This window comes from bacterium (assembly GCA_035380285.1).
Taxonomy (GTDB): Bacteria; Auribacterota; Erginobacteria; order Erginobacterales; family DAOSXE01; genus DAOSXE01.
Window position 1 is genome coordinate 1 of sequence record DAOSXE010000052.1, and the last position, 9,419, is coordinate 9,419.

Annotated in this window: 8 protein-coding genes; all 8 read left to right on the forward strand. The window is 63.5% G+C overall.

Features of this window, described 5'->3' with window-relative positions:
• Positions 1-200, forward strand: a 200-nt coding sequence (locus PLZ73_12180; GenBank protein ID HOO78630.1) for a hypothetical protein, incomplete at its 5' end; no start/stop codon positions are given.
• Positions 201-236: 36 nt separating this feature from the next.
• Complete coding sequence (locus PLZ73_12185) at positions 237-1,895, forward strand: sodium:solute symporter family protein (protein ID HOO78631.1); 1,659 nt, start codon at positions 237-239, stop codon at positions 1,893-1,895.
• A 75-nt stretch (positions 1,896-1,970) separates the two neighbouring features.
• Complete coding sequence (locus tag PLZ73_12190) at positions 1,971-3,743, forward strand: sodium:solute symporter family protein (protein HOO78632.1); 1,773 nt, start codon at positions 1,971-1,973, stop codon at positions 3,741-3,743.
• An 18-nt stretch (positions 3,744-3,761) separates the two neighbouring features.
• Positions 3,762-5,060, forward strand: coding sequence for a phenylacetate--CoA ligase (locus PLZ73_12195; GenBank protein ID HOO78633.1), 1,299 nt, complete (start codon positions 3,762-3,764; stop codon positions 5,058-5,060).
• A gap of 10 nt (positions 5,061-5,070) precedes the next feature.
• The gene (locus tag PLZ73_12200) at positions 5,071-5,499 is read left to right on the forward strand and encodes a hypothetical protein (protein ID HOO78634.1); all 429 of its coding nucleotides are present in this window, start codon (positions 5,071-5,073) and stop codon (positions 5,497-5,499) included.
• Positions 5,500-5,518: 19 nt separating this feature from the next.
• A complete protein-coding gene (locus PLZ73_12205) occupies positions 5,519-6,844 on the forward strand; it encodes an alginate export family protein (GenBank protein HOO78635.1) in 1,326 nt (441 codons plus the stop codon).
• Between the two features lie 218 nt (positions 6,845-7,062).
• A complete protein-coding gene (locus PLZ73_12210; protein ID HOO78636.1) occupies positions 7,063-8,139 on the forward strand; it encodes an ornithine carbamoyltransferase in 1,077 nt (358 codons plus the stop codon).
• Between the two features lie 164 nt (positions 8,140-8,303).
• A complete protein-coding gene (locus tag PLZ73_12215) occupies positions 8,304-9,245 on the forward strand; it encodes an SDR family oxidoreductase (GenBank protein ID HOO78637.1) in 942 nt (313 codons plus the stop codon).
• Positions 9,246-9,419 lie beyond the last annotated feature (174 nt).

Genomic DNA, 9,419 nt, shown 5'->3' on the forward strand with positions numbered 1-9,419 from the left:
CAAGGGAGGTACTGACTATGCTGGGTCTGGAAGCTCCGTCGATTTGGTTGGCTTACCTGCTTTCGATCCTGGCCGCGCTGCTCTGCGTCGGGTACGGGATCGCGGCCTGGAACCGGGGCGCGAAAACCGAAACTCCGGACGAGGAGCCCGAAGTCCGGGAATGGGTCAAGGAAGAAAAGGAGATCGAGGAGGAGTTGTGATTCCTTCTTCGGCGTTCCCGCCGGAGGTTGACGGTCATGTGGACCTATACGGTCGTCGTTCTCTATCTTTTCATTACCGCCTGGCTGGGTTGGCGGGGCTACCGGGGGACCCGTACCGCGCTCGACTACTTGGTGGCCGGCCGCGGCGTCCACCCCTACATCATGGCCATGAGCTACGGCGCCACCTTCATCAGCACCTCCGCCATCATCGGCTTCGGCGGCGCCGCCGCCGTCTTCGGGATGGGGCTCCTCTGGCTGGTTTTCGCCAATATCTTCGTGGGCATCTTCCTCGCCTTCATCCTCTTCGGCGACCGGACCCGCCGCATGGGGTACAACCTCGAAGCCCATACCTTTCCCGAGCTGATGGGCAACCGCTTCGATTCCCGCTTCATCCAGGGTTTTTCCGGGGTGGTGATATTTCTCTTCATGCCCCTGTACACCTCGGTGGTGATCATCGGGGCCGCCAAGTTCATAGCCACCAGCTTCGGCCTGGATTATCAGGTCGCTCTTTTCGGGTTCTCCACCCTGATCGCGGTCTACGTGATCATGGGCGGCCTCAAGGGGGTGATGTATACCGACGCCTTCCAGGGCTCGATCATGCTGGTGGGGATGCTCTTCCTCCTCTTCTTCACCTACCGGATGCTGGGAGGGGTGACCGCCTCCCACCGGGCCCTGGCCGACCTGGCCCCGCTGGCCCGCGAAGTTTTTCCCGGCACCGGCCAACAGGGCTGGGCTTCCTTTCCCCTCTTCGGCTCCCGGTTCTGGTGGGTGATGGTCTCCACCCTGATCATGGGGGTGGGGATCGGAGTCCTCGCCCAGCCCCAGCTGGCGGTCAGGTTCATGACCGTCCGCAGCCGCCGGGAACTCAACCGGGCGATTCTTATCGGGGGGATTTTCATCCTGGTGGTGGTGGGAGTGGTGTACGTGGTCGGGGCCCTGACCAACGTTTATTTCTTCCGGCAGGCGGGAAGGGCCTCGATTCAGGCCGCCGCCGGGGACGTGGACGAAATCATCCCCCTCTTCATCAGCCAGGCCCTGCCGGGCTGGTTCGGGGTCCTTTTTCTCCTGACCCTGATCTCGGCGGCGATGTCGACCATCAGTTCCCAGTTTCACGCGGTGGGAACCTCGATCGGGCGGGATTTCTTCGAGAAAAGCCTGCGCCGGGGGCGCGGGGCCGGAAGCATCGCCGTCACGCGCCTGGGCATTTTGGCGGGGATCGTCTTCAGCGTCTTTCTGGGGTACTGGCTGGAACGCCGTTTCGGGGGAACGGGGACGGCCATCATCGCCCGCGGGACGGCCATCTTCTTCGGGATCTGCGCCGCCGCCTTCCTGCCCATGTACGCGGGAGGGCTCCTCACCCGGCGGATCACCCGCTCCGGCGCGATCGCGGGGATGCTCTCCGGTCTCGGCTCGGCCCTCTTCTGGCTGTTGTTCATGCATCTCAAGGAATCGTCGGCGCTGCTTCTGTGCCGGGAGCTCTTCGGGCGGGATTCCCTGGTCGAAGGGGTTCGGACGGGCTTCATCGTCTGGGATCAGGTGGATCCCATCTGCGTAGCGCTGCCGCTTTCGCTGCTGGTGACGGTCGGGGTCTCCCTGGCCACCAGCCCGCCCCCGGCCGCGCACCTGGCGCGCTGCTTCGCCGGAGTCGGCCGGAAGCGGAGTCCGGGGAGGCGCCCCGGGCCGGAGCCGTCATGAGAGCGGGCTCCGGCATCGAAACCCACAAACCGCGACCCGGAGCCGGAGTCCGGGGTCTTACAGGGAGGTAAGAGCATGCAAACCTACGCCATCGTATTGATCTACCTGGCCGTCATCGCCTGGCTGGGGTGGAAGGGTTACCGGGGGACCAAGAACGCCCTGGACTACATGGTCGGCGGACGCCGGATCCATCCCTACGTCATGGCCATGAGCTACGGCGCCACCTTCATCAGCACCTCGGCCATCGTCGGCTTCGGGGGCGCCGCCGGCGTCTTCGGCATGGGGCTGCTGTGGCTGACCTTCCTCAACATCTTCGCCGGCATCTTCATCGCCTTCGTCTTCTTCGGCGGCCGCACCCGGGAAATGGGGTACCATCTCGACGCCCATACCTTTCCGGAACTGATGGCCCGGCGGTTCCAGTCGCGGTTCATCCAGGGTTTTTCCGGTCTGGTGATCTTCCTCTTCATGCCCCTCTACACCGCGGCCGTCCTCATCGGCGCGGCCCAGTTCCTTTCGGCCAAGTTCGGGATCAACTACGAACTGGCGCTCTTCGGTTTTTCCACCATCGTCGCCGTCTACGTGATCATGGGCGGCCTCAAGGGCGTCATGTACACCGACGCCTTCCAGGGGTCGATCATGCTGGTGGGCATGATCTTCCTCATCTACTTCACCTACGACAAGCTCGGCGGCGTTGTCTCCGCCCACCAGGCCCTGGGGGCCATGAAAGACATGGTTCCTCCCCCGCTGGCCGCGGGCGGCCATCAGGGCTGGGCCTCCATGCCCGCTTTCGGGAGCCCGGTCTGGTGGATGCTGGTCTCCACCATCATCATGGGGGTGGGGATCGGCGTTCTGGCCATGCCCCAGCTGGCGGTCCGCTACATGACCGTCAAGAGCAAGCGGGAACTGAACCGGGCGGTCCTGATCGGCGGCGTCTTCATCCTGCTCATGACCGGCGTGGCCTTCGTCGTCGGTTCCGTCTCCAACGTCTACTTCGCCGACAACGTCGACGACCTCGACTTCGCCGTGGTGACCACGACCACCGTCGGTGAAGACGGCCAGCCCCTGGTCAAGACGGCCCCGCCCGTCCTCAAGGAGCTGGCCCCGGCGGCCGATCCGGGAAAGGGGATCGAAGTAGCCGTCACCAAGAAGGGGGCGATCTCGCTGGTGGCAGCCGGCATGGACGTCTCCAAGATCATCCCCAGCTACGTCCTCCACGCCATGCCCCGCTGGTTCGGAGTTCTCTTCCTCCTCACCCTCCTGGCGGCGGCCATGTCCACCATCAGTTCCCAGTTTCACGCCATGGGGACCTCCATCGGCCGCGATTTCTACGAGAAGGGCCTGCGCGGAGGCCGGCACACCCCCAGTTCGATCGGGGTCACCCGGGTGGGGATCCTGGTCGGGATCGTTTTCAGCGTCTTCCTGGGGTACTGGCTGCAGAAGACCTACGGCGGCCAGGGGATGTCGATCATCGCCCGCGGCACCGCCATCTTCTTCGGGCTCTGCGCCTCCACCTTCCTGCCCATGTACTTCGGCGGTCTCTTCACCCGGCGGATCACCCGGGCCGGCGCGATTTCGGGGATGCTGGTGGGGTTCCTGGCCAGCGCCTTCTGGCTCGGTTTCGTCCTCAAGATGAAGATGAAGATGCCCGCCCCCCTGGCCGAGGCGATCCTGGGCAAGAGTTCGGTCCTGGACGGGGCCAGCACCGGGTTCATCCTCTGGGACCAGGTCGACCCGCTCTTTATCGCCCTTCCGCTTTCCATCCTGGTCACGATCCTGGTTTCCCTGGTGACGGCGCCCCCCAACCGCACGCATCTCGATCATTGTTTCCACGGCAAGAGCCGGGGCTGACGGGGAAAGGGGAACGCGATGTTCTGGAGCCCCGAAATCGAGTCCATGGACCGGGCCCGCCTCGGCCGTCTCCAATTGGAGCGGCTGAAGCGGTCGGTCGAAACCGCCGCCCGGTCGCCGTTCTACTCCCGGGCTTTCGCCGACGCCGGAGTGAAGGCGGACGATATCCGAGGCCTGGAAGACGTGCGTCGTCTTCCTTTCACCACCAAGCAGGATCTCCGCGACGGTTACCCCGCGGGAATGCTGGCGTGTCCCCGGGACAAGGTGGTGAGAATGCACGCCTCCTCGGGAACCACCGGCCAGGCGACGGTGATCTACCACACCCGCGAAGATCTCGACGCCTGGACCGACCTCGTCACCCGCGGGCTGGTCATGGCCGGATGCACGGAATCCGACGTCTTCCAGAACATGATGACCTACGGGCTTTTCACCGGCGGTCTCGGGCTTCACTACGGGGCCGAGCGCCTGGGGATGATGACCATCCCCATCGGGGGCGGAAACACCCACCGCCAGCTCCAGTTCTTCCGGGATTTCGGCACCACGGTCATCCACATCACCCCCAGCTACGCCCTCCACGTCATCGACGTCATCCGCGACGCCGGTCTATCCCCGGACGGTTTCGATCTCCGCGTCCTGATCTTCGGAGGGGAACCCTACTCGGAGTCGACCCGGGACAAGCTGGAGGAGGCTTACGGGGTGACCGCCTTCAACTGTTACGGTCTCTCCGAGCTGAACGGCCCCGGCGTGGCCTTCGAATGCCGCCGCAGTCCGGGCATGCATGTCTGGGAAGACAATTTCCTGGTCGAAGTCGTCAACCCCGAAACCCTCGAACCGGTTCCCTTCGGAGAAATCGGGGAAGTGGTCCTGACCAACCTCAACCGGACGGCGATGCCCCTCATCCGGTACCGGACGCGGGACCTGGCCGCGCTCTTCGAGGAGACCGGGTGCCCCTGCGGACGGGGGTTCCGGCGGCTTTCGCGGATCACCGGACGCACCGACGACATGCTCATCATCCGCGGCGTCAACGTCTTTCCCAGCCAGATCGAGCATATCCTCATGGAAGCTCCGGAGGTGGGGAACAACTACGAGATCGTTCTTTCCCGGGAGGACAACCTGGACCGGATCAAGGTCAGGGTGGAGATCTGCGCCGAAGCCTTTCACGGCGATCTGAGCGAACTGCGCGCGCTCCGGCACCGGCTTCAACACGCGCTCCGGGAGGAAGTCATGGTCAACGTCGAAGCGGATCTGCTCGAACCCGGGACGCTGCCCCCCGTGATCGGGAAAGCCAAACGGGTCATCGACAACCGATGTTTATAGGAGGAAACGGATGCCGCAGGAAGTCTCGGTCTTCATGGAAAACCGGCCCGGTAAACTCGAGCGGGTTACCGAACTCCTGGCCGGCGCCGCCGTCAACATCCGCGCCATCACCATCGGCGACAACGGCGATTTCGGCGTGCTCAAACTCCTGGTGGACGATCCGGTCCGGGCCCGTGAAGCCCTGGCCGCGGGGGGGGTCGTCGCCGCCTTGAAAAATGTCGTGGCGGTCAGGGTCAGGGATTGCCCCGGGGGCCTTCTGGAAGTGGTCCGGGCCCTTCGCCGCTTGAAGATAAATCTCGAGGACGCGTACGGTTTCGTGGTCCGCGGGGGAGAGGAGGCGATTTTCGTTTTCCAGGTCGCCACCCCGGGACAGACCGCGCGCGCGCTCGAGGCGGAAGGCTTCGCTCTGCTGGAGGAGAGCGACCTTTACCGGCCATAACCCGCAAGGAGGGAGGAAGATGAAAAAAACAGCAACCGCAGCCCTGATTCTGGGAGCCTTGGCGCTCTCGGGCCGGGCCGTCGCCGGCGCGCTTGACGAGTACGTCGTCAAGTCCGATTGGTTCAGCATGGGCGGCGACGTCCGGGTCCGGCAGGTGGGTTTCAACAACATCATCACCTGGAACTCGGACAACAAAGCCGACCAGCAGAACTTTTTCCGGGTCCGCAGCCGCCTGTATTTTCAGGCGCTGCCCGGAGAAACCCTGAAGGCGTACGCCCGCTTCACCAACGAGTGGCGGGGGTACATCAAGCCCTCGAACAACGTGCATCCGCTCCGGGACGAGATCATTCTCGACAACGCCTATCTGGCCTTGACCGCTCCCGACCTGAACATGAGTCTGACCGTCGGGCGGCAGGACCTCGTCTACGGGGAAGGGTTCCTCATCCTCGACGGCACCACCCTGGACGGGTCCCGGACCATCTTCAGCGACGGGGGAAAACTCCGGATCGGCGTGAGGGAAGGAACCGACGTCGACCTGCTGGCCTTCTACAACACCGGGAAACAGTGGTTCGCCATCAACAAGAACGAAGATCCCCTGGCGCCGGTCGACCCCCCCGGGCGCCTGGACAGCCAGGAGATCGGGCTTTTCGGGGTTTACATCACCGACGAGGCCCTGCTCGTCAACCAGAAGATCGAGGCCTATTACCTCTTCAAGTACGGGCAGGTCAGCGACGTCTCCCCCGACATCTTCCCCCAGAACCAGATCAGCGTCTTCGGGGCGCGCTTCTCCGGTCCCCTGGCCGAAGGGTTCAAGTACGGGGCGGAGGCCACCGGCCAGCTGGGCAGCTACGGCCAGGATCCCCAGCAGGCCTACGGCGGCTACGCCCACGTCACCTACGACATCCCCGACGTGCCGGCCTCGCTGACCCTGGGAGCGGTCTATCTCTCCGGGGACGACCCCGACACCAGCAACCACGAAGGCTGGGATCCCATCCTGGCGCGCTGGCCGAAATGGAGCGAACTCTACGTCTATTCGCTCCTGCCGGAAAAGGACATCGCCTACTGGAGCAACATGCAGATCTACCAGGCGATCCTGGACCTGGAACCGGTCCAGAAGCTTAAGGTCATGCTGGCCTACCAGTATCTGCGCGCCAACGAAGAAGTGGACGGGCCCGTGTTCGGAGACGGGAAGGAAAGAGGCCAGAACCCTCAGGTCAAGGTTTCCTACGTCTTCAACGACTGGCTCAGCGCCCACGTTCTCGGCGAATACTTCATCCCCGGCAATTTCTACTCCGGGGACGACGACGGGTTCTTCGCCCGTTGGGAGATCATGGGCAAATTCTAGTCTCCGCCGCCGAATCCGACCTCGCGGGCGCCCCGGGATTTTATCCCGGGGCGCCTTGCTTTGAGGTTGACTCGCCCGGGGCCCTGGACTAACCTTGGCTTTTATTTTTTCCCGGTTCGCCGGGGAAAAGGGCCCATGACGCCCGGACGCCCAACGCGCCCCGGCGCCGGCATTCATATAACGGGCGCGCAGTGCGCGCGAAAGACCGAGGAGGAACCATGAACACCAACAAGTTCCTGGGCCGCGACTGGATCGACGCGGAACTCGACTTCAGCAAAGAGGATTGGGAGACCCTGATCGACGTCGCGCTCGACCTCAAGCGCGGCTTCGCTCTGCGCCAGGACCAGTCGGACATGCTCAAGGGGCAGACGCTATTCAGCATGTTCTTCAACCAGTCCCTTCGGACCCGCTCCACCTTCGCCGCCGGAATTCAGCAGTTGGGCGGCCACTACATCGAGCTGGAACCGGGCAAGACCTACACCCCGGCCCGCGCCGGATACGATATCCCCTACAAGACCGAACGCGTGGCCGACGTCGCCCGCATGCTCGACCGGGTCGGCGACGCCATCGCCATCCGGATGTACGGTCCTCCCGCCTATTGGATCTACGGCTTCGCCAACGCCACCATGAAGGAGTTCGCCCAGTTCGCCCAGATCCCGATCATCAACATGGAGTGCGACAAGTACCACCCCTGCCAGGCTCTGGCCGACCTGATCACCGCCAAGGAGAAATTCGGATCCTTCAAGGGTCTGAACGTGACCATGTCCTGGGCCTACTCGGGCTCGATCGAAAAGCCCCGCGCCGTCCCGCAGTCGGTGATCCTGGCCTTCGCCAAAATGGGAGCCAACGTCACCCTCGCCCACCCCAAGGGTTTCGAGCTCGACCCCGAAGTGATCGCGGCCACGGAGCGGTTCTCGGACGAGACCAACGGATCGTTCAAGATCGTCAACGACTTCGACAAAGGGTTCGAGGGGGCGCACGTCGTTTATCCCAAATCGTGGGGATCGACGTACTGCTTCAAGTACACCAACGACAAGGGCGAGATCGTCCAGGAAAACGACCTGGAAAAGGCCGAAGAAGTCAACGCCGCCAACACCGGCTGGTGCACGACCCGCAAGCAGATGGACCTGATCGACAAGAACGGCGTCTATATGCACTGCCTTCCCGCCGACCGCGGCCAGGAAGTGATGGACGACGTCATCGACGGTCCCCAGTCGGTCATCATCGACGAGGCCGAAAACCGCCTGCACGCGCACAAGGCGATCATGTCCCTGCTCATGGGCGGCCGCCTCTAAGCGCTTTCGCCCGCTCTCGTCGGCCCGGGGCCGGATTTTCCGGCCCCGGGCTTTTTGCCGTGGAGGCGGGATAATCTTGGTTGGCTCGAACCCCGTTTGGAGTATACTTTTTATTTCCGGGAACAACGGGTTCGGCTTCGGACCGAAGGAAGGGTGATACGGCGATGAGCACGCAAAAACGGGCTTTGGTCACCGGCGGAGCCGGTTTTTTGGGCTCGCACTTGTGCGACCTTCTCCTGGAGAAGGGGTTGCGGGTGGTCTGCATGGACAACCTGATCACGGGCTCGATCCGCAACATCGAGCACCTGGCCGGGAACCCGGACTTCAAGTTCATCAAGCAGGACGTGACCGAGTATCTTTACCTGGAGGGCCCCCTCGACTACATCTTCCACTTCGCCTCCCCCGCCAGCCCCATCGATTACCTGGAGTTTCCCATCCAGACCCTGAAAGTCGGCTCCCTGGGGACGCATAAGGCGCTGGGTTTGGCCAAGGCCAAAAAATCCGTCTTCCTGCTGGCTTCCACTTCCGAGGTTTACGGCGACCCCCTCATCCATCCCCAGACCGAGGATTACTGGGGAAACGTCAACCCCATCGGGCCCCGGGGCGTCTACGACGAGGCCAAGCGTTTCGCCGAGGCCCTGACCATGGCCTACCACCGTTTCCACGGCGTCGACACCAAGATCGTCAGGATCTTCAACACCTACGGTCCCCGGATGCGGGCGCGCGACGGCCGCGTCGTTCCCGCCTTCATCTGCCAGGCCCTGGACGGCGAACCCCTCACCGTTTTCGGGGACGGTTCGCAGACCCGGAGTTTCTGCTACGTCGCCGATCTGCTCGAAGGCATCTACCGCCTGTCGCTTTCCGCCGAACACGACCCGGTCAACATCGGCAACCCCCGGGAGATGACGGTGCTGGAATTCGCCCGCCTGGTCCTGAAGCTGACGGGCAGTTCCAGCCGGATAGCCCGCAAACCCCTGCCGGTCGACGATCCCAAGATCCGCCAGCCCAACATCGACCGGGCCGAGAGCATTCTGGGCTGGCAACCCGCCGTTCCCCTGGAGGAAGGGCTGAAGATCACCATCGACTATTTTCGTTCCCACCGTTGACCGCGAAAAACATGGAAGGAGAAATATCGTGAGAACGGGCCTTTACCTGGCGCTGGCGGTCGCCATGCTCCTGGCGTCCGGGTCGGTCCGGGCGGAGGAACCGCTCGCTTCCTGGGCTTCGGACTCGGACAACATCTACCGCAACCTCGAACTCTTCACCAGCATCCTCGAACT

Excerpts from the sequence above, each read along its gene's own strand:
- PLZ73_12215 (HOO78637.1), top strand. The coding sequence starts at position 8,304 with ATGAGCACGCAAAAACGGGCTTTGGTCACCGGCGGAGCCGGTTTTTTG.
- PLZ73_12195 (HOO78633.1), top strand. The coding sequence starts at position 3,762 with ATGTTCTGGAGCCCCGAAATCGAGTCCATGGACCGGGCCCGCCTCGGC.
- PLZ73_12185 (HOO78631.1), top strand. The coding sequence starts at position 237 with ATGTGGACCTATACGGTCGTCGTTCTCTATCTTTTCATTACCGCCTGG.
- PLZ73_12200 (HOO78634.1), top strand. The coding sequence starts at position 5,071 with ATGCCGCAGGAAGTCTCGGTCTTCATGGAAAACCGGCCCGGTAAACTC.
- PLZ73_12190 (HOO78632.1), top strand. The coding sequence starts at position 1,971 with ATGCAAACCTACGCCATCGTATTGATCTACCTGGCCGTCATCGCCTGG.
- PLZ73_12210 (HOO78636.1), top strand. The coding sequence starts at position 7,063 with ATGAACACCAACAAGTTCCTGGGCCGCGACTGGATCGACGCGGAACTC.
- PLZ73_12205 (HOO78635.1), top strand. The coding sequence starts at position 5,519 with ATGAAAAAAACAGCAACCGCAGCCCTGATTCTGGGAGCCTTGGCGCTC.